The sequence below is a fragment of the Halobaculum magnesiiphilum genome (genome assembly GCF_019823105.1).
GTDB classification, from domain to species: Archaea; Halobacteriota; Halobacteria; order Halobacteriales; family Haloferacaceae; genus Halobaculum; species Halobaculum magnesiiphilum.
Map to the genome: position 1 here is coordinate 1296689 of NZ_CP081958.1, position 21616 is coordinate 1318304.

Here is a 21616-nt window from a genome sequence, read left to right on the forward strand (position 1 = left end):
TCGCTACCGCCACGGCGCCGCGGTCGTCGGGCCGACCGGATCCCGACGCGGTCGCCGTCGGCGGTGGTGTTTTCAGTCCGGGCCCCGTATCGTGCGAGTGATTAGCACGTCTTGCGTCCCCGCCGCCGACCCGGGATTTCCACGTTCCGGCCCCACGGTGCGCAACGGAGGGCTTAACAGCCGTCCGGACGGACGTATTTCGAACGAACACCAGTCAACCCCATCATGAATGAAGTCCAACTCGAAGTCGCGAAGGCGTACCCGAACGACTCCGGCCGGGGGATCGCCCGCCTCGACCCGGACACCCTGCTGCACCTGAAGCTCTCTCCGGGCGACATCATCGAGATCGAGGGGGCGGAAACCACCGCCGCGAAGGTGTGGCGCGCCGACCGGCAGGACTGGAACACGGACACCGTCCGCATCGACGGGTTCACGCGCCAGAACGCCGACGTCGGCATCGGCGAACGCGTCACGATCCGCAAGGCCGAGGCCAAGAAGGCGGAGAAGCTGACGCTCGCGCCGCCCGAAGAGGCGTCGGTACAGTTCGGCTCCGACGCCGCCGGGATGGTGAAACGGCAGATCCTCAAGCGCCCGGTCGTCGAGCGCGACATCGTCCCCGTGATGTCGAGCACGAACCACCCGTTCATGCGCTCGCCGGGGCAGGCGATCCCGCTCATCGCCGTCGACACCGAGCCCGAGGGCGTCTGTCTCATCACCGAGGACACCGAGGTCGAACTGCGCGAGGAGCCCATCTCCGGGTTCGAGAAGACCGGCGGCGGCATCACCTACGAGGACATCGGGGGCCTCCAACAGGAGATCCAGCGCGTCCGCGAGATGGTCGAGCTGCCGATGAAACACCCCCAGATCTTCAAGAAGCTGGGGATCGAGCCGCCACAGGGCGTCCTCCTGCACGGCCCGCCCGGCACCGGGAAGACGCTGCTGGCGAAGGCCGTCGCCAACGAGACGAGCGCGTCGTTCTTCTCCATCGCCGGTCCCGAGATCATCTCGAAGTACTACGGCGAGTCCGAGCAACAGCTCCGCGAGATCTTCGAGGACGCGAAAGACGAGTCGCCCTCGATCATCTTTATCGACGAACTGGACTCGATCGCGCCCAAGCGCGAGGACGTGACCGGCGAGGTCGAGCGCCGCGTCGTCGCCCAGCTCCTGACGATGATGGACGGGCTGGAGACGCGCGGGCAGGTGATCGTCATCGCGGCGACCAACCGCGTCGACTCCGTCGACCCCGCGCTCCGCCGCCCCGGCCGCTTCGACCGCGAGATCGAGATCGGCGTCCCCGACGAGGTCGGCCGCAAGGAGATCCTCCAGATCCACACCCGCGGCATGCCGCTGTCGGACGACGTCGGCCTCGACCGCCTGGCCGACGAGACCCACGGCTTCGTCGGCGCCGACATCGAGAGCCTCACGAAGGAGGCGGCGATGAAGGCGCTCCGGCGGTACCTCCCGGAGATCGACCTCGACGAGGAGGACATCCCGCCGAGCCTCATCGACCGGATGATCGTCAAGCGTGAGGACTTCCAGGGCGCGCTCGCGGAGGTCGAGCCCTCGGCGATGCGGGAGGTGCTCGTCGAGCTCCCGAAGGTCACCTGGGAGGATGTGGGCGGCCTGGACGACGCCCAACAGCAGGTGAAGGAGGCCGTCGAGTGGCCGCTCCGGACGCCCGAGAAGTTCGAGCGGATGGGCATCCAGGCGCCCAAGGGCGTGCTGCTGTACGGCCCGCCCGGCACCGGCAAGACGCTGATGGCGAAGGCCGTCGCCAACGAGACGAACGCGAACTTCATCTCCGTGCGCGGCCCGCAGCTGCTCTCGAAGTGGGTCGGCGAGTCCGAGAAGGCGATCCGGCAGACGTTCCGGAAGGCCCGGCAGGTGTCGCCGACGGTCATCTTCTTCGACGAGCTCGACAGCCTCGCGCCCAGCCGCGGGCAGGAGATGGGGAACAACGTCTCCGAGCGCGTCGTCAACCAGCTCCTGACCGAGCTCGACGGGCTGGAGGAGATGGAGAACGTGATGGTCATCGGCGCGACGAACCGCCCGGACATGATCGACCCCGCGCTCATCCGCTCGGGTCGGTTCGACCGGCTCGTGATGATCGGCCAGCCCGACGAGGAGGGGCGCGAGCAGATCTTCAAGATCCATACCGGCGACACGCCCCTCGCGACGGACGTGAGCCTCCGGGAGCTCGCCGAGCGCACCGACGGCTACGTCGGTTCGGACCTCGAATCGATCGCCCGCGAGGCCGCCATCCAGGCGCTTCGCGAGGACGACGACGCCGAGGACGTGCACATGCGCCACTTCGAGCAGGCGATGGAGGCGGTCCGGCCGACCATCTCCGAGGAGATCATGAGCTACTACGCGGACATCGAGGAGCAATTCAAGGGCGGCGGCACCGACAGCCTCCGCGCCGACCGCGGCGGGCGGATCGGCTTTCAGTAAACACGACCTCTTTTCGCCTCGGGTTTCCTCGGCCGCCTCCGGCGGCCTGCGGGAACCGCTCGGCGAAAACCCGTCGATGCTGCAGGAACGCGAAGCGTTCCTGCTGCTAACCAGAATCGCTCCGCGATTCTGGTAATGCCAAAAGGCCGGACCCTCCCTTCGGTCGGGTCCGGTGAACCGCTCGCTCCGCTCGCGGATGCTACTCCCGCAGTCCCGACCTACGATTTGTTCTACTTGCGATCGCTCTGGAAGGAGGAGCGGTCAGCGATAAATACAGAGAATGTATTCAGCAATCAGTAACTACAGGGCATTTATCGACTGTCGCGTAGTGAGAGATGTGTTGCCACACACCGAAACATTCCTCTATACCTCTTGACTAGAAGAGTCCATGAGTACTCCCGAACTTGTCTGTTCTTCGTGTGGCCGGACATACACCAATCAGTGGCGGTGTGAGTGTGGCGGCGTCCTTGACTTCACTCACGAACCGCTTCCGGCATCCGACCGGCCAGACCCAAGTCAATTCGATACCCGAGACGGACTCTGGTCGTTCGATATGTTCATTCCAGTTGAGAAAAGGTCATCTCTCGGCGAAGGAATGACACCGCTGGTTTCGTCATCAATATGGGATGCTCAGTTTAAACTCGAATACGTCTCGCCAACGGGGAGCTTCAAGGATAGGGGTGCAACCACAACTATCAGCCATGCCATTGCGTGTGGCGCAGAACGAGTCGTCGAAGATTCATCAGGGAACGGCGGGGCTGCCATCGCAACGTACGCGGCTCGCGCTGGCCTCGACGCGGAGATTTACGTTCCGGCCTCCGTAAGAGACGGGAAGCTCCGCGGGATCGAACGGGTCGGTGCGACACCCGTTCGAATCGAAGGCGGACGCCAAGCCGCGACCGATGCATGCATCGAGGCCGTCGAGTCGGGCGACGGCTGGTACGCGAGTCACTCGTGGAGTCCGGCGTTCTCCGCTGGGACGGCGACGTTCGCGTACGAACTCGCGCTCCAACGCGACTGGAACGTCCCTGACGCGATCGTGATGCCCCTCGGCCACGGAACGCTGTTCCTGGGCGCGTACCGTGGATTCAAGGCGTTGTCCGAAGCAGGGTGGATCGAGACGGTGCCACGTCTGCTCGGCGCGCAAGCCGCAGGATATGCCCCGATTGCGAGCGAACTCAACGCAGTCCCCGAGAGCGAGAACGATGTCGCAGATGGCGTCCATATACGGGAGCCAACACGAAAACAACAACTCTTGAATGCGATTGCTGAGACCGATGGTGACGCGATTGCGATTACGGAAGATGCGGTGCAAACGGAGCTAGACCGGCTCCACTCACACGGGTTCTACGTGGAACCGACCTCAGCGATCGCGCCTGCGGCACTTGCGGCGTATCGAGAACGCGGGACGCTTGGGCCAGATGCAGACGTGGTGATGCCACTTACGGGACATGGATTAAAGACGTAACCAGACGGGACGCTCGCCGATACGTTCGCAGCCCTTATTGAGCAGTTATTTCATCCAGGACTACCCGAAATAGAGTTCTGATAACATTCTCGCGAGACACAATTAGTTGGCCGCCTGCGGTTGCGGTTCGCACTAGCGATTGTTCCGCGAGCGAGGGCTGTCAGGCCCGAGCGAGCGGCTTTTTGGCATGAACGGGTTTTGCGGGGGGTCTGGCCGCAGTCGTTCGAGAGGCGCGAAGCGCCTCTCGTGATGACGAGAGACGGCGGAGCCGTCTCTCGAACCACGGGCGGCGAAGCCGCCCGCGAGGACATGCCCCCCGCAAAAGAGGTTCAGTAGATAAGCTCGTCGTCGTTCTCGACCATGTACAGCGTCCGGGCGGCGATGTTGACCGCGTGGTCGCCGACGCGTTCGAGGTCGCGGACCGTGAGCAGGAGCCGCGAGACGTCCGTCATCAGCTCGTCGACGTCCTCGGCGTCGACCCCCTCGCGTTCGAGCAGCTCCCGCACGACGGCGCTGGAGGCGTCCTCACACAGCGCGTCGACGGCGTCGTCCGCCTCCGCGACCGCGTAGCAGGCGTCGGCGTCCTCCTCGGCGTAGGCGGTCATGGCGTCGTCGAGCATCTCCAGGGTCGCCTCGCCGATGCGCTGGACGTCCACGTCGGGGAACACGTCGCGCTCGGCCTGCAGGGTGTACCCCCCGAGGTTGGTTGCGAGGTCGCCGATCCGTTCGAGGTCGGTGATGATCTTGAACGACGCCGCGATGAACCGCAGGTCCCCGGCGACCGGCTGCTGGAGCGCGAGCAGGTCGACGCAGTCCTGCTCCAGATCGAGGTACAGCTGGTTCACCTCCGCGTCCTCGTCGATGACGCGCTGGGCGAGCTCCTCGTCTTTGGCCTCCAGGGCGTCCATCCCCATCCGGAGGCGCTCGGCGACGATCTCGCTCATGTAGAGCACGTCCTCGCGGAGTTCCTCGAGGCGTTCCTGATACTGTTTCCGTGGCATACTCACGACTCCCTCGGCGCGCGTCGTAAGGGTTTGTGTTCGCGCGCTCGTTCGTGTATGGAGCCCATCCCAACGCTCCCGAGCGGTCCCGAGCGACCACGAGCGACCACGAGCGCGGCTCGTGCCGTCCCGCCCGTCCCGTTCGGTCGCCGCCGACGTTATGTCGGCGTCGCCCCTACGATCGGCGTGTTTCGTCGGTCGTTCCTGCTCGCGGGGGTCGCGGCGCTGGCCGGCTGTTCGTCCACGGGGAGCGACGCCGGCGGCCGGACGGTCAACCCCGCCCTGCGGGCGACGCCGACGGCCTCGCCTACCCCGACGCCCGAGCCGACCGCCTACGGCGCCGGCGACGCGGACGCGCTCGACCGTCCGCGGTCGGTGATCCTCTCGAACCGGCTCGTCAGGTCCGAGTGGGTCACGCTCCGGATCGAGGCGAACGGGACGGGGGTGCGCTCCCGGACGGTCCGTGTTCCGCGGGCGGGCCGGACCACCCTCGCGGACGTGTTCGGGGCCGCGCGTCCGTACACCGTGTCCGTTCGGACCGCCGACAACCGCCGGCGGACGGTCAAGTGGGCGCCCGGTCCGGGCGGCGACGACCTGGGGATCGACCTCGACGGGGGCGTGAGCGTCCGGGACGTGTACCCGCCGTCGGCCGCCCCGGCGTTCGTCGAGGGCTCGACCGGCGGACTCCTCGCGTCGACGACGGCGGACGGGACGACCCTCGCCGTCGACGCCCCCGGCGCGGGCGGCCGCGTCAGGATCGCCGCCTCGGGCGGCGGGGGATCTGCGGCGGTCGACCTCCGGGTCCCGGCGGGCTCGCGCGTGCCCGTGCCGCTGTCGGTGTCACGGGGACGGATCTCCGTCCGTGTCGAAACCGACGAGGGGGAAGACCGCCACGGGTGGCGGCCGTTCGAGGACGGCACACTGTACTGCTTGTTGGGTCCGACGCCGCGGCTCGTCTGCGACCTCCTCGTTCGGGACCTCCTCGTGGAGAACGCGACCGACGACGAGGGGCCCGTCGACGTGCGCGTCCGGGCCGACGGGGAGCGGGTGCTCGACCGGACCGTCTACCCGGCCGCGGGCGCGACGGTTCGGCTGCCGACGGCCGTTCCCCCCGCGGGTTCGTTCTCCGTCTCGGCGACACGCGACGGCGAGGGGACGCGGCGGTCGTTCACACGGTGTCCGGCCCGCGGGCCGCTCGTGGTTCGGCTGACGGACGGAACGGTCGAGATCGAGTCGAGAGCCGTCGATAGCGGTCGCTGAAGGGGGAAAGGAACCGGGAGGGTGAGGAACCGGACAGCGCGAGGACCGAGACTGACGACGGCGCGCGGCGGGCGGGGCTGCAGAACGCGGGGCGTTACCCGAACTTGCCGGTGATGTAGTCCTCGACGCGCTGGGAGTCGGGGTTCTCGAACACCTTGTCGGTGTCGTCGAACTCGACGAGCTCGCCGCCGGTGAGGAACACCGCCGTCTTGTCGGAGATACGCGCGGCCTGCTGCATGTTGTGGGTGACGATGACGACCGTGTACTCCTCGGCGAGGTCGTCGATGAGGTCCTCGATCTTCGAGGTCGCCACGGGGTCCAGCGCCGAGGCGGGCTCGTCCATCAGGATGACCTCGGGGTCCGGCGCGATGGCCCGCGCGATGCAGAGGCGCTGCTGTTGGCCGCCCGAGAGGTCCAGCCCCGAGGTGTGGAGCTGGTCTTTGACCTCGTCCCACAGCGCCGCGCGCTTGAGCGACTCCTCGACGATCTGATCGTAGTCGCCCTCCTTCCCCTGGATCTCCAGGCCGTAGGCGACGTTGTCGTAGATCGACTTGGGGAACGGGTTCGGCTTCTGGAAGACCATCCCGACGCGCCGTCGAAGCGCGACCGGGTCCACGTCGGCGTCGTACACGTTCTTCCCGCGGAGGAACAGGTCGCCCTCGACGCGGGCGGCGTCGATCATGTCGTTCATCCGGTTGATACACCGGAGGAACGTCGACTTGCCGCAGCCCGAGGGGCCGATCATCGCGGTGACGCGTTTCTCGGGGATCTCCATCGAGATGTCGTTGAGCGCACGGTCGTCGTTGTAGTAGACGCTCACGTCGCGCGCCTCGACGAGCGTCTCCGCCTCGCCGTCGGTGTCGCTGGCGGTCACGCTCTCGCTGACGTCCGTCGTGATCGACATCTCGGTCGCCGGGTCGCTCGTGGTCGTTTCGCCGCCGTCGGGCTCGATTCCGTCGTCCGTCGGTCCGTGTCCGTCAGTCATGGTTGGTGATTACTGGTCGCTTTGATACCTGTTTCGCAGGACGATCGCGATCGAGTTCATCGCCAGCAGGACGCTCACGAGCACCACGACGCCCGCGGGGACTGCCTTCGTGTAGAAGTCCTCGCTGGCGAACAGGCTCGACCACGCGAACACCTGCAGCGGCATCGCGCTCACCTTCGAGGTGAAGCCGGTCGGCAGCGAGAACAGGACGCTCGGCGCCCCGATCATGATGAGCGGGGCGGTCTCGCCGATCGCCCTGCCGAGCGCGAGGATCGTCCCCGTGAGGATCCCCGGGAACGCCCGCGGGAGCACGACCCGCCGGACGGTCTGCCACTTCGTCGCGCCCATCCCGTAGGACGCCTGTCGCATCTCGTTGGGGACGCTTCGGATCGCCTCCCGCGAGGAGATGATCACGATCGGGAGGATGAGCAGCGCCAGCGTCGCGCCGCCGATGAGAACCGTCCCGGTCGGCCGTCCCAGATACGTGACGAACACGCCCAGCCCGAGCAGCCCGTAGACGACGGATGGGACGCCCGCGAGGTTGGAGATGTTCACGTCGATGAAGCGCGTGAAGCGGTTGTCCGGGGCGTACTCCTCGAGGTACACCGCGGCGCCGACGCCGAGCGGGAACGACAGGATCGCGACCGTGACCATCAGTAGGATGGAGCCGCCGATCGCGGGGTACAGCCCGGCGTTGACGGCGGTCCGGCTGTGTGCGTTCGTGAGGAACTGCCAGTCGACCCACGACTGCGGGCCCGCGAAGCCGAGGGCGCCGACGACGACCTCGCCGGCGAGCGCCCCGCCGATGACGACCGCCGGGACCAGCAGGCCGATCCGGCGCTCGGGCAGCGAGACCGCGGTGCCGGCCGCGTACGCCGCCGTCGGAACGACGGCCACCGACGCGAGCACCACCGCGGGCACCGAGGTGACGCCGAACGCGGGGCCGAGCGCGCCGCTCGCCCCGATCGCCGCCAGCGCGCCGGCTCCGGCGATCAGGCCGGCGCGTCGGTCGCGGATGCGGGCGGCGTACACGCCGACGAATGCCGCAACGCCGAGGCCGAGCGTCGCGGTGAGCGACATCCAGGGCAGCGGGATCGTCGGGACCGACTGTATCATCGCGGGGAGCCCCGGGACGATGGCGGGAATGCCGGCGACCGCGCCGACGGGTCCGGGGAGGCCGAACAGCGAGAGGTAAAACCCCAGCGTCGTCGCGCCCGCCCGCGTGAAGAACGGGATCCGTCGCGCCCGGCGTTGGAACGCGAGCACGACCACGAAGGGAACCGCCAGCGCGAGCACGTACGAGAGGAAGACGAACGGCGAGAGGATGTCGACGAAGACCATCCCGACGCCGCCGGAGAACATGAGCGTCACGACGGTCATGCCGACCGTCGTCGCGCCGAATCGGAGGGCGTCCTCGTCACGTCGGTAGAGGAACGCGCCGACGCCGAGCGTCGGGAGCACGAGCGTGAGGAGGAACGTGAGGTGCCAGCCGGGGTCGGCGGTGAGCGGCCGGATGGCGTCGTTGGCGACGTACACCAGCAGCGCGCCGAGCACGACGAGCCCGAACAGCGTCGCCGCCAGCAGGACGTACCGGAAGACGGTGCCGACGGTCTTGTTGACCGTTCCGAAGCTCTCGATGTCGCCGGTGGAGGTGTCGGTCGCCATCTCAGTACTCCTCGCGGTACCGCTGTGCGATCAGGTCGCTGATGACGTTCATGACGAGGGTGATGACGAAGAGGGTCAGCCCGATGGCGAAGAGGCTCCGGTAGGCGAGCCCCCCGCCGGTGATGTCCCCCAACAGGAGTTGGACCATCGCCGCGGTCATCGGAAGCGCGCCCTCCTGGTACGCCGTCGGGTCGATCGGGTTGAGGAACTGCGCCTGCGAGCCCGCGGCGACGGTGACGGCCATCGTCTCGCCGATGGCCCGCGAGAGCGCGAGAATGAACGACGAGAGGATCCCCGACAGCGCCGCCGGGACGACGATGCCGGTCGACACGTCGAACTTGGTCGCGCCCATCCCGTAGCCCGCCTGCCGGAGTTCGTCGGGCACCGCCGACATCGCGTCCTCGCTGATCGACGCGACCATCGGGATGATCATGATGCCGACGACGATGCTCGCCGACAGGAGGTTGAACGTCCCCGTCTCCGGGAGGACCGTCTGGATGGCCGGCGTGATGTAGATGAGCGCGAAGAAGCCGTAGACGACCGTCGGGATACCCGCGAGCACCTCGAGCGCCGGCTTCAGGAACGCGCGGTGGCGCGGGGCGGCGTACTCGCTGAGGTAGATGGCCGTCGCGACCCCGAGCGGGAGCGCGATGACCGCCGAGCCGATGGTGATCATCAGCGTGGCGGACACGAGCGTGAGCACGCCGAACTCCCCGTTGTTGATCTCCCAGGTGGTCCCGGTGAGGAAATCCACGAGGGAGGCGGTCGGTCCCTCCACGCCCATCAGGGGCGCCGTGAGCGTGAAGAACTTCGCCGCCTCGGTCACGAGGAGGACGACGATACTGATCGTCGTGACGATCGAGAGCACCGCGCACAGGAAGAAGAACGACCGCGTGAGCAGCTCCGCGGGCGAGTTCTGTGTGTCCCGGGTAAGGTCCTCCGTGATGTCGTCGGTGCTCATTCAGTTGGTGGTTGTGTGGGGTAGTGAAAAATTTCTCCGTTCGCCCGTTCGTGGCCTCGGTGACAGGTCTAGGCGTTCGCTTCCTCGATCGCGGCCTCCAGCGTCTCCACCTGCTCGGCCCGCTGCTCGTCGGTCAGCGGAACGTAGCCGACGTCCTCTGCGACGAGCTCCTCGTTGGTCGTGTTCTCGACGAAGTACCGGGCGAACTCGGCGATGTGGTCCTCCGCCAGCGCCGACCGCTTCGGGTAGGTGAACAGCGGACGCGACAGCGGGGTGTACTCGCCCGTCCGCGCGGTTTCGAGCGACGGCTCGACCGGGCCGTCGCCGTCGTCGATGGCGACCGCCTTCACCGCGTCGGTGTTCGCGCTGTAGTAGGCGAACCCGAGGTAGCCGACGGCGTACTGCGAGCCCTGCACGCCCTGAATGATCGTTCGGTCCTGCTCGGTCGCGGAGTAGTCCTGACGGTGGCCCGGCCCCTCTTCGCCGAGGACCGCCTCGATGAAGTAATCGTACGTCCCCGAGGCGTCGGAGGGGCCGAACAGCTCGATCTCCTCGTCGGGCCAGTCGGAGTTGACCTCGCTCCACGTCTCTGGCTGTGCCTCGGCGGACCACAGCGTCCGGAGCTCCTCGACGGTCATCGAGTCGATGAAGTCGGCCTCGTTGTTCACGATGACCGTCAGCGCGTCCGTCGCGACTGTCAGCTCGACGGGGACGATGTCGTTGTCGGCACACGCCTCCTCCTCCGCGGGCTGGATCGGCCGGGAGGCGTTGTTGAAGTCCGTCTCGCCGGCACAGAAGAAGTTCGCGAACCCGCCGCCCGAACCCGTCGACTGGACGTTGATGTCGACCTCGGAGTGGTCCTCCTGGAACGTCTCGGCGATCGCCGTCGCCAGGGGGAACACCGTCGAGGACCCCGCGATGTCGATGTCGCCCGAGAGCTGCCCGGACCCGCCGTCCGAACCGCCGGAGCCGCCGCCCGAACCGCCCGAGTTGGGGTTGCTCGTACAGCCAGCCAGCCCGAGGACGCCCGCCGTTCCCGCAGCAGTCATGAAGGCACGCCGCGTCGCGGAGTCGGGTTGATCCGTCATCACCCGATCGGAACCGAGTGAGACGTAAGTACCCTACTATGAGAAATATATAGATATACTGTGAGAACGTGTGATCCGGAGCGACTGTTCGGAAGTAGCTCGATACACGCCACGAAACCGACCGTATCACCGTACCCGAGGAGATAGACGAGAGAACTGGTCTATCGAGATCGGCGAAGTAGTATCAGTTGAGGAAGATAACTGTGGCATATCCGACGGACACAAAGTGGAATATATAGAACACCGGTGGATTTAATTCGCGGACGGCCGCACCCTACCACGATGGTCGAGACACGGAAGGTGCAGGTGACGGGCGGGTCGACGTACACCGTCTCCATTCCGAAGGAGTGGGCGACGGACAACGGCGTCAGCGCGGGCACCGAAGTCGAGTTCTACCCCGAGGGGGACTCCCTGTTTCTCACGCCGGTGAGCGACGAGGAGCGCACCGAGGGGACGCTCGACATCGGCGATCTGGCGGGCGACCAGCTCACACGCGCGGTAATGACGATGTACGTCTCCGGGTTCGACATCATCGCGCTGGAGGCCGCCCGGATCACCAACGACCAGCGGCGCACCATCCGCGACTCGGTGCAGAGCCTCGTCGGCCTGGAGGTGCTCGAGGAGACGCGCGACCGCGTCGTGATCCGCGATCTGCTCGACTCCTCGGAGCTGTCGATCCACAACGCCGTCACCCGGATGCGCCTCATCGCCGTCTCGATGCTGGAGGACGCGGTGGACGCGCTCACCACCGGCGACGAGGACATGGCGCTGGACGTGATCCAGCGCGACGACGACGTTGACCGGCTGTACATGGTCGTCTCGCGCATCTTCCGGGCGACGCTGCGCACGCCGAAGGCCGCCGAGGACATCGGCCTCTCGCGGGAGGTGTGCTTCGACTACCACTCCAGCGCGCGCCAGCTGGAGCGGGTCGCCGACCACGCGACGAAGATCGCCCATCTCACCCTGGAGCTACTGGGAAGCGAGGCGGCCGACGCCGTCGGCGGCGAGGTCCCGAGCCCGGAGGACGGCGTCGGCGAGGTGCTCCCGGCGGAGTTCAACGAGGCGCTCCAGGCGCTCGACGAGGACGCGCGCGAGGTCGTCGACCGCGCGATGGAGGCGCTGTTCGCCGACGACAGCACCGAGGCGACCGAGCTGGCGAACGAGGCCCGCGGCGCCGTGCTCGGCGTCGACCAGCGCGCCCGCGAGATCGACGAGCTCCTGCGCGAGTTGGACCCTGCACGCGCACAGCTGCTCGGGCTCATCGTCGACTCGGTTTCGCGGTCGGCCGACTACGGCGGCAACATCGCCGAGACCGCCCTCCAGAAGGCCGCGCCGACGCCGTAACGGGTCAACGGTCCCCGGTTCCCTCCGTCGACCGTGTCGGTTCTACCGCCGACGCGAGAGCGACACGCCGACGACGTGTTCGACCAGGAGCGACGCCCCGAGGACCGCGATCCCGACGATCGCCGGGTCGACGCCGCCGGCGCCGAGGTCCCGCAGGAGCGGGGCGGCCTCGTCGCCGTGGAGGACGAACGCGAGCCAGACGGTCGCGCCCGCCGACTCGATGACGCTGAACCCGATCGTCCGGGGGTCGAGCACCGAGGAGAACAGCCCCCGCCCTCGGAGCACGTTGTCCTCGACGGTGTGTTGCGGAACGAGCAGGACGGCGAGCACGACCGCGGCGACGAGGAGCCCTCGCGCCCCGGCGACGCGCTCGGCGATCCCGAGCCACAGGGCCCACAGGACGGCCTCGGAGGCGCTGAACAGCGCCGCCCGACCGAGCGGGAACGACGCACCCGCCCCGTTGACGGCCCGGTTGGTGAGGTAGTGTTCGAGGAGGAGGCCGACGCCGAGCACGCCGAGCCCGGCGGCCGCGGTCGTCGACATCGCGGGGACGTCCCGGACGAGCGCGAGCCAGACCACGAGCGCGACCGTCTCCACGCCGGTGAACGAGACGACGAGCGCCGACAGCCGGACCGCTCCCGACAGGCGCGAGATCGAACCCCCGACGCCGGACGTACGTGTTGCCACGGTCGCGATCCGGCCCGTCGAGGCATTGTTAGTCACCCCCCAACGGCGGCGTGGCGACCGACCGGTCGATGACCGGCGGTACCGCTGGATGACCGGTAGTCCGCTGGATGACCGGCAGTCCGCTGGACGACCGGCAGTCAGTGATCGTACCCCGCCAGCGACTCGAACACGTCGTCGCCGTCGGCGACCGCCTCGCGTAACTGCCGCACGCCCGCCTTGTCGACGCGGGCGGGGTTCGCGTGGACGCGAACCGGCTCGGTTCCAAGCGGAACGAACCCGGTGTCGAGCCGCTCGGCCGTCGCCCGTAGCCCGAGTCCCGCGTCCGCGTCGCCCGCGAGCACGCGCCGCGCGGGCGACTCGTGGGCCCTGACGGCGCGGTCGAAGCCGTCGACCGCCTCGGTCGCCTCCCGGCGGGTCGTTCCCCGGTCCGCCGCCAGGTCCGCGAGCGCGTTCGCCAGGGTGATCCGCAGCCCCGAGTTCGAGTCGCGGTTGACGAACCGGAGGTCGCGGTCGACCAGGTCCGCCAGTCCGGTCACGTCGTCGGGGTTGCCGGCGGGGACGATCAGCCCCCACTCGCGGGTCCACTCCCCGACGACCTCCGTCGGGACCGGCTCGTCGTCGGCGGTCGGATCCGGCGCGGCGACCGGATCGCGTCCGGGCTCGCCGGCGACGACGGCGGCGTCGGGGACGCCGTCGCGGAGGCGGCGCAGTCCCTCACGGGAACCGACCGCGAGGTGCCGCGGGCGGTCGACCCGGTCGAGCAGCCGGGAGAGGGCGGGGTCGTCCTCGCCGACGACGAACAGTGTCGGCGCGCGCACGTCCGGCGAGAACAGCTGCACCTCGACGTCCTCGCCCGCGGCGAGGTACTCGGTGTCCGGGTCGACGACGACCACGCCGTCGGCCTCGACCAGGCTCGTCGTCGCGCCCGACCCTTTGTCGACGGGGTAGACGAGGGTGTCGCCGGCGGCGTCGTGGACGAGCCCCGCGGGCATGAGCCGCATCCGGCCCTCCGAGTAGCGCTCCTGCCGGGCCATCCGACCGGTCACGGTGGCGGTCCGCGGCTCCGGTTTCCCGGCGGCCTCGCGCACCGCCCGCGCGACGAACGTGCGGAAGATCGTCAGCGCCGAGACGGGGTAGCCCGGGAGGCCGACATACGCGGAGTCGCCGACGCGCCCGATCAGCATCGGCTTGCCCGGCTTGACCGCGACGCCGTGCAGGAGGAGGTCGCCGCGATCCTCGATGACGCGGTAGATCACGTCGACGGCCGACGCCGAGGTGGACCCCGACGAGAGCACCAGGTCGCACTCCTCGCTGGCCTCCACGAGCAGGCGCTCCATCTCGTCGTAGTCGTCGCCGGCGTGGGGGTAGAGGACGGCCTCGCCGCCGGCCTCCTCGACGCCCGCGGCGATGGTGTAGCTGTTCACGTCGTAGATCTGCCCGCGCTCGCTGTGGAGTTCTTCCCCGGGTCGGACGAGTTCGTCGCCGGTGGAGACGATCCCGACCGTCGGACGGCCGCGAACGGGTACCTCGTCGAGGCCCAGCGCCGACAGCAACCCGATCTCGCGGGGGGTGATCTCGGTTCCGGGACCGAGCGCGCGGCCGCCGGCGGCGATGTCGGCGCCCGCGAACATCACGTGGTCGCCGGGGGCGACGGAGGTCCGGATCTCGACGGACACCACGTCCGCGTCGGCGCCGCTCTCGTCCTCGCCCGTGACCTCGGTGGTCCGCTCGACCATCACCACCGCGTCGGCGCCGTCGGGCAGCACCGCGCCCGTGGAGATCTCCGCGCAGGTTCCCGGCTCGACGGTCACGTCGGGTTCGGCGCCGGCGTGGACCGCGCCGACCAGGTCGAGCGTGGCCGGGTCCATCTCGTCGGCGCCGAACGTGTCGCGCGCGCGGACCGCGTAGCCGTCCATCGAGGCGCGGTCGAAGCCGGGCACGTCCAGCTCGGCGTCGATCCGCTCGGCGAGCACCCGCCCCCGCGCCTCGTCCAGCGGCACCGTCTCCGGTTCGGGCGCCAGATCGAGCGACGCGATCGCCTCGTGGGCCTTCTCCGGGTTCGCCAGGTCGCGGAACTCCCGGCGGTCGCTCATTCGCTCACCTCCCACAGCTCCACGTCGACGGCCTCGCCGGCGTCGAGTCCCTCCCGGGACTCGGGGACGACGACCCAGCCGTCCGCCAGCGCGACCGACGAGAGCATCCCCGACCCGGATGCGCGCGTCGGCGTCGCCTCGAACGCGGGGCCGTCGCCGTCGCGGGCGGCGTCGCCCGCCCCGTCGGTGTCGGCGCCGCGCCCGTCGATCGGGTCCAGCGTCACCCGCGCGAACGTGCGCACCCCGGGCTCGGAGGACACCTTCCGGGAGAGGGTCGCCCGCTGCGTCGGGTGCGAGTCGTGGGGGAGCGAGCCGATCTCGCGGATCACGGGGCGGAGGAACTGCACGGCGTTGACGATGCACGCGACCGGGTAGCCGGGCAGCATGATCACCGGCGTCCCCTCGACCACGCCCAGCGCGACGGGGTGGCCCGGCTTGAGCGCGACGCCGTGGACCAGCACCTCGCCGATCTCGTCGACCACCTCGGGGATCAGGTCGCGCTCGCCCACGGAGGATCCGCCGGTTGTGACGACCACGTCGTGGTCGAGGTCGCGCTCGACCGCCCCGCGAAGGGCGTCCTCGTCGTCGGTGACGATGTCGCGGTAGGTGGCGTCGCCGCCCCAGCGCTCGGCGAGTCGCGAGACGGTCAGGCCGTTCGTCTCGATGACCTCGCCGGGGTCCGGATCGGCCTGCACGAGCTCCTCGCCGGTCGGGATCACCGACACCCGAGGACGTTCAGCGACCTCGACCTCGTCGATCCCGACGGACTTCAGGAGCCCCAGATCGGACGGTCGCAGCCGGTGGGGCGGCTCGTACAGCGTCTGTCCCTCGGCAACGTCCTCGCCGGTCGGGCCGACGTTCTCGCCCTCGGCGACGGCGTCGAACACCTCGACCTCCTCGCCGATCTCGTCTCGCGGGTCGGTTCCCTCCCCGCTCGACCCGGCCGTGCCGCTGCGCGGCACGCGCTCGGCCTCCTCGATCTTGACCACCGCGTCCGCGCCGGGCGGCAGCTCGCTCCCGGTGTGGACGCGGACGGCTCCCTCGGGGGCGACCTCGTCGTCCTCTGTGAACAGGACGGCCGGCGATCTGGCGGAGGCGCCGAAGGTGTCCTCGGCGCGGACGGCCCACCCGTCCATCGCGGCGCGGTCGTACCCCGGCACCGGCGTCGGTGCGGTCGTCGCGTCGGCGACGGCGCGGCCGTCGGCCGCCGTCAGCGGGACCGTCTCGGTGCGGCCGTGCGGGGCGGCGGCCGCGAGGAGGCGCTCGCGCGCGTCTGCGACCCGGGTTCGGTCTTTGAACCCGGAGTGTGTGCGGTCGTGACTCATACCGTGTCGTTACGGTCCCGGAGTAAAAAGGCCGCCAGTCGGCGAGGGCGACGCGTGGCCGGCCGACGAGCCGCGGCGACGCCCCGCGTCCGCGACGACCGGGCGATCGCCGGCGTCAGCGGTCGCCCGACGAGCGCGCCCCTCCCCGTCCGGTCACCAGCCGCCGGATCCGACCGCCGACGGCCCGCGCCGTCGCCACCGGTCGGAACGCGACGGGCGTCTCGTCGGACGCCGGCGGCACCTGCGCGTGCATCGACACCACCGCTGCGTCCGGTTCGACGCGCACCTGCACGTCCCTGTCCCCCTCACGATCGGTCGGTCGTCCCTGACCGGATTTGTCCGCTCCCTCGACCATACGCGACCGGATCGTCCTCGTGGGTAAAAATCCACGGGAGTCACTCACACGCACGACGCGCCGCCGCCGCCACCGCGGCATTTTTCGACGCGCCGCCCCTTAGCCCGTCCATGTCGAAGCTACGCGAGGCGCTCCGGGACCTTCCCGAGCCGGTGTTCGCCGATCTGTTGGAGAGCGACGACGCGTACCTCCTCGTGATCGACCTGCCCGGCGCCAGCGCCGAGACGACCGACGTGACCCTCGAACGCGGTCGCCTCCACGTCGAGGCCCGCCGCGAGAAGTCGCCCGACCGCGAGTTCAGCTACGTCGAGGAGGACCGCCCGCTGTTCCTCGACGCCGAGATCCCGCTGCCGCCGGACGCGACCCACGAGGGGAGCGAGGCGGAGATGGAGCGGGGCGTGCTGTCGGTTCGGCTCCCCAAGCGGGCCGCCGCCCCCGAACACGATATCGCCGTCACGGACGCGTAATCCGGGTGGTGACGCTGGTCTCACTGCGCGCGTACCGACGGTTCCCCATCGTCGTCTATCGGTTCCTGCCGCTCATCTGGGCGTACCTCCGCGACCGGAAGCGGTTCGTCGTCGTCGGCGGGTCCCGGGAGGTGACCCGCGAGATGCGGCTCCGGCGCGCGGAGGTGCTGCTCGACACGCTGCTCACCCTCGGGCCGACGTTCATCAAGCTCGGACAGATCCTCTCGACGCGGCCGGACGTCCTCCCGGCGTCGTACATCGAGGTGCTGTCGTCGCTACAGGACGACGTACCGCCGGCGCCGTGGTCCGAGTCGAAGAACGTGATCGAGGACGAGCTCGGCCCCGTCGAGGAGGTGTTCGACGAGTTCGACACCGATCCCATCTCGGGCGCCAGCCTCGGGCAGGTGTACGTCGCCACCTACGAGGGACAGGAGGTCGCGGTGAAGATCCGCCGCCCCGGGATCGAGGAGCTCGTCGAGGCCGACCTCCGGATCATCAAGTGGTCGGTGCCGTTCCTCTCGCGGTTCGTCGGGCAGGGGCAGGCGTTCTCGCTGGACAACCTCGCCGAGGAGTTCGACAAGACGATCCACCAGGAGATGGACTACTCCCGCGAGCAGCGCGTGCTTCGCGAGATCCGCGCGAACTTCGAGGAGAACGACCGGGTCGTGATCCCCGAGCCCGTCGCGGCCGCCTCCGGCCCGCGCGTGCTCACGATGGAATACATCCCGGGCACCAAGATCTCCGACACCGCCGCGCTCGACGCGAGGGGGATCGACCGCACCGAGCTGGCGACGACGCTCCAGCGCGCGTACCTCCAGATGATCGCCGAGGACGGCGTCTTCCACGCCGACCCGCACCCGGGCAACCTCTCGGTGACGGAGGACGGGCGGATCATCTTCTACGACTTCGGGATGTCCGGCCGCGTCGACCCGTTCATCCAGGAGAAGATCATCGACTTCTACATCGCCGTCGCGAACCAGGACATCGACGCGATCCTCGATTCGCTCGTCGAGATGGGGACGCTGTCGCCGGAGGCCGACCGGAAGGTGATGTCCGACGTGATGGAACTGGCCATCGCCGACGTGCGCGGCGAGGACATCGAACAGTACCGCGTCCAGCAGGTGATCGAGCAGGTCGAGTCGACGATCTACGACTTCCCGCTTCGGCTCCCGCAGAACATGGCGCTCGTGCTCCGGGTGGCGACGGTCGTCGAGGGCGTGTGCGTCACGCTCGACCCGAACTTCGACTTCATCGAGGTCGCCACCGAGTACCTCTCGGAGGAGGGGTATCTGGAGGACACGGCCCGCCGGCTCGCGAGCGAGGCTGCCGACCAGACCCGCGACACCGCGCAGGCGCTGTTCACGGTGCCGCCGAAGTTCGACGACGTGCTCGACACCGTCCAGCGCGAGGACCTCGCGGTCAACGTCACCCTGGAGGACGACAACCACGTCCTCGACCGGCTCGCCCGGCGGATCGCCTACTCCGTGCTCACCGCGGTCGGCGGGCTCTCGGCGGCGATCATTTACTCGTTCGGGTCGAACACGCTCGACGTGTACCTCTCGATCGGGATCGTCGTGGCGACGCTTCCGATGGTGTTCTTCCTGTACCGCTCGTTCACGAAGGACAAGCGCGGCATCCGCGCGCAGCCGCAGTTCACCCGCCAGAGCATGCGGGAGCGGCAGTCGACGGAGGCGGGCGAGGACGGATCCGGCGCCGCCGGCTCGATGATGCCCGGCGCGGTGAACCAGGCCGGCGGCGACGACGGCGGCGCGGACGCCGCCTCCGGCGCGGGCGACGCGGGCGGCGGCGGTCGGCGACGCGACCGCGACCGCCGCGATTGGGACGACGACGGCGGGGTCGCGATCGGCGTCGACGACGAAGGGAAGCAGTAGCCGCCCCGTCGAACCGGTCGACGGCTTGTCGAACGCCTGTCGACCGCCGGACGATCACCGGACGATCGCTGGACGACAGCCAGAAGACCGCCGGACGACAGCCTGACGACCGCCGGACGACAGCCAGACAACCGCCAGGCTACCACCGGGCACCCCGCTTAGGAGAGCTCCTCGCGGATCGCGTCGGCGACCTTCACCGGCTGTTCGTGTTGGACCCAGTGGGTCGCCTCGTGGACGGTCGTGATCCGGCCGTCGGCGCAGTAGTCGAGGGAGTCGTACGCCATGCGATGCTTGAGGAACTGATCGTGGACGCCCCAGATCAGCCGCGTCGGCACCGCGACCTCGTCGGTCTCGGGCGTCGGCCGTCGCCGGGCGGCCGCGCGATACCAGTTCAACATCGCGGTGAACGCGCCCTCGCGGCCCCACGCCGCGCGGTAGCGGTCGAAGTCCGCCGTCGAGAACGTGCCCGGCATCGACGACGCGCGCATCATCCGCACCGGGAGGCGCCAGTTCGCCGCCCGCGTCAGCGCCTCGGGCACCTTCGGCAGCTGGAAGAACAGCGCGTAGCTCGACCGGAGGAGCTGGGCGGGGTCTCCCGAGAGCGTCCGCCGGATCACGGTCGGGTGGGGCGCGTTGACGGCGACGAACGACGACAGCCGGTCGGGGGAGTGAAGCGCGGTCCACCAGCCGACGATGCCGCCCCAGTCGTGGCCGACGACGGCGGCCGTCTCGCGGTCGTACGCGTCGATCAGGCCCGTCACGTCCGCCGACAGGGCCTCGATCCGGTAGTCGCGGACGCGGCCGGGCCGCTCGCTGCGGTTGTACCCGCGCTGGTCCGGGACGACGACGCGATACCCCTCGTTGACGAGCGGGCGGATCTGGTCGCGCCAGCCGTACCAGAACTCCGGGAACCCGTGGAGCAGGAGGACCAACTCGCCGCCCTCGGGGCCGGCTTCGACGACGTGGAACGTCCGCCCGTTCGCCTCGACGAACGTCGACTCGCCCGGAACGTCCGACGGGAGCGACTCCGGATCGGCGGCCGCGCTGAGCGAGGATGGCATCTCGCACGGCCGTACGCGCTCGGCGGGCCAAAACGTACCGGCCACGTCGCCGAGGCGGACCGGCCGGATCAGCGGCGTCCCACCGGGCGCCGTCGACGGCTACCCGTCGCCGGCGACGAGGCTCCAAACCGCCGTCACGCCGAGCAACAGCGCCGGGAGGAACGGCAGGACGAGCATCGCCGCGTAGAAGCGGAGCCCGAGCTCGCCCGGCGCCGTCGGGCGGAGGTAGATGATCCCGGGGACGACCAGGAACGCGATCACGACGACGGCCACGAGCACCCAGCCGGCACGCCCGAAGTCGTCCTCTGCGTCCCCGGAGGGGTCGGGGTCCGAGTCGGCGTCGGCCACCTCCGCGGCGGCGGCGGCCGCATCCGAGCCGGCGTCCGCGTCGTCGACGCGCTCGAACCCGTCGCCGGTGTTGACGACGCGGCCGGAGCGGGCGGTGGAGTCCTCAGAGCTCACTGTCGGGCCTTACCACCACCTTGCCAAAGCCCTCTCGGTCCTCGATCAACTCGTGCGCCCGGGCGGCCTCGCTCATCGGCAGCGTCTCGCGGATCCGCGGCTCGAAGGTGCCGTCCCACACGAGTTCGAGCACGTCGTCGACCTCGCCCGGCGTCGCCATCGTCGAGCCGATCACCTTCAGCTGGTTCCAGAAGATCCGGTTGATGTCGGTCTCGGGGCGCCCGCCGGTGGTCGCCCCGCAGGTGACGACGCGCCCGCCCTTCGCGAGGCTCTTCAGGGAGTCGTGCCACGTCGCCGCGCCGATGTGGTCGACGACCATGTCGACGCCGCGGCGACCCGTCAGCTCGCGGATCTCGGCCGCGAAGTCGTCCTCCTCGTAGTTGATGACGTGCTCCGCGCCCAGCTCCTCGGCGTATCCGAGCTTCTCCTCGGTCGAGGCGGTCGCGTACACCTCCGCGCCGACGTAGTCGGCGATCTGCACCGCCGCGTGGCCGACGCCGCCGGAGGCGCCGAGCACGAGGATCTTCTCGCCGGGCGCGAGCTCGCCCTGCGTCAGCAGCATCCGCCAGGCCGTCTGGAACACGAGCGAGGCGGAGCCCGCGACCTCCCAGTCGACGTGGTCCGGGACGTGGACGAGGTTGTCCTGCGGGACGGCCGCCAGCTCCGAGTGAACGCCGCGCTGGTGCTCGCCGATGATCGAGAAGCGGACGCACTGGGACTCCTCGCCGTCGCGGCAGAACTCACACTCCCCGCAGGAGACGCCCGCGGAGACGGCCACGTGGTCGCCCTCCTCGAAGCGGGTGACGCCCTCGCCGACCTCCGTCACGACGCCCGCCGCGTCGGAGCCGGGGATGTGCGGCATCTCCAGGTCGATCCCCGGGAGCCCCTTTCGGGTCCAGATGTCGAGGTGGTTGAGCGCGCCGGCCTTCACGTCGACGAGCACCTCCCCCCGGCCCGGCTCGGGGTCCGGGAAGTCGCCGTACTCGATCACGTCGCGGTCGCCGTGCTCCGAGAACTGGACTGCCTTCATGCGTGTCTACCTCTGTCACGT

At 69.4% G+C, this 21616-nt stretch carries 17 protein-coding genes and 1 pseudogene; 6 read left to right on the plus strand and 12 right to left on the minus strand.

Annotated elements, in window-relative coordinates; genetic code table 11:
- Nucleotides 1-225 precede the first annotated feature (225 nt).
- Entirely contained in the window at nt 226-2451 is a 2226-nt protein-coding gene (locus tag K6T50_RS06540) for a CDC48 family AAA ATPase (RefSeq protein WP_222608589.1), read from the plus strand.
- Between the two features lie 388 nt (nt 2452-2839).
- Nucleotides 2840-3919 (plus strand): pyridoxal-phosphate dependent enzyme, encoded by a 1080-nt coding sequence (locus K6T50_RS06545; RefSeq protein ID WP_222608590.1) that lies wholly within the window; start codon nt 2840-2842, stop codon nt 3917-3919.
- Between the two features lie 329 nt (nt 3920-4248).
- Here the strand turns inward: K6T50_RS06545 and phoU are convergent, their stop codons facing one another.
- Nucleotides 4249-4920: a phosphate signaling complex protein PhoU gene (gene phoU / locus K6T50_RS06550; RefSeq protein WP_222608591.1), complete on the minus strand. Its 672-nt coding sequence runs from the start codon at nt 4918-4920 to the stop codon at nt 4249-4251.
- 186 nt (nt 4921-5106) lie between these two features.
- Between phoU and K6T50_RS06555 the strand changes: the two genes are divergently transcribed.
- On the plus strand, nt 5107-6180 hold the full coding sequence (locus K6T50_RS06555; protein WP_222608592.1) for an Ig-like domain-containing protein: 1074 nt from the start codon (nt 5107-5109) through the stop codon (nt 6178-6180).
- A gap of 94 nt (nt 6181-6274) precedes the next feature.
- Here K6T50_RS06555 and pstB read toward each other — a convergent pair whose 3' ends face one another.
- The 4 genes from pstB to K6T50_RS06575 form a co-directional block, all read right to left on the minus strand.
- Nucleotides 6275-7165 (minus strand): phosphate ABC transporter ATP-binding protein PstB, encoded by an 891-nt coding sequence (pstB, locus tag K6T50_RS06560; protein ID WP_222608593.1) that lies wholly within the window; start codon nt 7163-7165, stop codon nt 6275-6277.
- A 9-nt stretch (nt 7166-7174) separates the two neighbouring features.
- The gene (gene pstA / locus K6T50_RS06565; protein ID WP_222608594.1) at nt 7175-8830 is read right to left on the minus strand and encodes a phosphate ABC transporter permease PstA; all 1656 of its coding nucleotides are present in this window, start codon (nt 8828-8830) and stop codon (nt 7175-7177) included.
- A gap of 1 nt (nt 8831) precedes the next feature.
- On the minus strand, nt 8832-9791 hold the full coding sequence (pstC, locus tag K6T50_RS06570) for a phosphate ABC transporter permease subunit PstC (RefSeq protein WP_222608595.1): 960 nt from the start codon (nt 9789-9791) through the stop codon (nt 8832-8834).
- 68 nt (nt 9792-9859) lie between these two features.
- Nucleotides 9860-10879: a PstS family phosphate ABC transporter substrate-binding protein gene (locus K6T50_RS06575; protein ID WP_222608596.1), complete on the minus strand. Its 1020-nt coding sequence runs from the start codon at nt 10877-10879 to the stop codon at nt 9860-9862.
- Nucleotides 10880-11161: 282 nt separating this feature from the next.
- On the opposite strand from K6T50_RS06575, the gene K6T50_RS06580 reads away from it, so the two are divergent.
- Nucleotides 11162-12223, plus strand: coding sequence for a phosphate uptake regulator PhoU (locus K6T50_RS06580; RefSeq protein ID WP_222608597.1), 1062 nt, complete (start codon nt 11162-11164; stop codon nt 12221-12223).
- A gap of 42 nt (nt 12224-12265) precedes the next feature.
- Here K6T50_RS06580 and K6T50_RS06585 read toward each other — a convergent pair whose 3' ends face one another.
- The 4 genes from K6T50_RS06585 to K6T50_RS06600 all read right to left on the minus strand — a co-directional run bounded on the left by K6T50_RS06585 (nt 12266) and on the right by K6T50_RS06600 (nt 16683).
- Nucleotides 12266-12910, minus strand: a complete 645-nt coding sequence (locus tag K6T50_RS06585) for a hypothetical protein (RefSeq protein ID WP_222608598.1) — start codon at nt 12908-12910, stop codon at nt 12266-12268.
- Between the two features lie 137 nt (nt 12911-13047).
- Entirely contained in the window at nt 13048-15003 is a 1956-nt protein-coding gene (locus K6T50_RS06590) for a molybdopterin biosynthesis protein (RefSeq protein ID WP_222608599.1), read from the minus strand.
- Nucleotides 15000-16328, minus strand: coding sequence for a molybdopterin molybdotransferase MoeA (locus tag K6T50_RS06595; protein ID WP_222608600.1), 1329 nt, complete (start codon nt 16326-16328; stop codon nt 15000-15002). Before K6T50_RS06595 ends, K6T50_RS06590 begins: the two co-directional genes overlap by 4 nt.
- Nucleotides 16329-16443: 115 nt before the next feature.
- Entirely contained in the window at nt 16444-16683 is a 240-nt protein-coding gene (locus K6T50_RS06600) for a hypothetical protein (protein WP_222608601.1), read from the minus strand.
- A gap of 110 nt (nt 16684-16793) precedes the next feature.
- Between K6T50_RS06600 and K6T50_RS06605 the strand changes: the two genes are divergently transcribed.
- Nucleotides 16794-17150 (plus strand): Hsp20/alpha crystallin family protein, encoded by a 357-nt coding sequence (locus K6T50_RS06605; RefSeq protein ID WP_222608602.1) that lies wholly within the window; start codon nt 16794-16796, stop codon nt 17148-17150.
- Between the two features lie 5 nt (nt 17151-17155).
- Nucleotides 17156-18832 (plus strand): annotated as a pseudogene (locus K6T50_RS06610) (ABC1 kinase family protein); the annotation flags it as partial.
- Nucleotides 18833-19200: 368 nt separating this feature from the next.
- Here the strand turns inward: K6T50_RS06610 and K6T50_RS06615 are convergent.
- The 3 genes from K6T50_RS06615 to K6T50_RS06625 all read right to left on the minus strand — a co-directional run bounded on the left by K6T50_RS06615 (nt 19201) and on the right by K6T50_RS06625 (nt 21595).
- A complete protein-coding gene (locus K6T50_RS06615; protein ID WP_222608604.1) occupies nt 19201-20103 on the minus strand; it encodes an alpha/beta fold hydrolase in 903 nt (300 codons plus the stop codon).
- Nucleotides 20104-20202: 99 nt separating this feature from the next.
- On the minus strand, nt 20203-20565 hold the full coding sequence (locus tag K6T50_RS06620; RefSeq protein ID WP_222608605.1) for a DUF7977 family protein: 363 nt from the start codon (nt 20563-20565) through the stop codon (nt 20203-20205).
- Complete coding sequence (locus tag K6T50_RS06625) at nt 20555-21595, minus strand: zinc-binding dehydrogenase (protein ID WP_222608606.1); 1041 nt, start codon at nt 21593-21595, stop codon at nt 20555-20557. Before K6T50_RS06625 ends, K6T50_RS06620 begins: the two co-directional genes overlap by 11 nt.
- Nucleotides 21596-21616: the final 21 nt, after the last annotated feature.